Consider the following 500-nt stretch of genomic DNA (forward strand, 5'->3'; position numbering starts at 1 on the left):
ATCCGCAAATATCCCATCGAGGTCATGCCGCGGCTGCCAGCCCGGATAATCCGCCCGAAACCGGCTCGTATCGGAAATCCACCAGGCGTGGTCGCCGTAGCGCTCGACCGGTTCTTCGACCCTGTCGATCCGCCGGCCCAGCATGGCGCCGACAGTATCCAGGGCTTCATTGACCGAACACGACAACGCGTAGCCACCGCCCATATTGTAGACCGTGGGTCGGATGCGTTCGCTGGCGACGCGGTAGAGCGCGTCGGCGAGGTCTTCGGCGTGGAGATTGTCGCGCACCTGGAAGCCGTCATGGCCGATCACCCGGTAGCAGCCGGCGCTGACGGCCACCTTGGTGAGATAGGCGAGGAAGCCGTGCAGTTCCGCGGCGCGATGGCCGGGACCCGTCAGGCAGCCGGCTCTGAGGCAGACGGTGAACAGGCCGAAGCGCGAGCCATATTCCTGGACATAGAGGTCGGCCGCGGTCTTGGAGACGCCGAACAGGCTATGTG

General features: G+C 65.0%; 1 protein-coding gene. It reads right to left on the bottom strand.

Annotated elements, in window-relative coordinates; genetic code table 11:
* Window positions 1–500, bottom strand: a 500-nt coding sequence (locus tag AC1D0P_RS28495) for an NAD-dependent epimerase/dehydratase family protein (protein WP_477679806.1), incomplete at both ends; no start/stop codon positions are given.

This window comes from Polaromonas sp. P1_G2 (genome assembly GCF_056405515.1).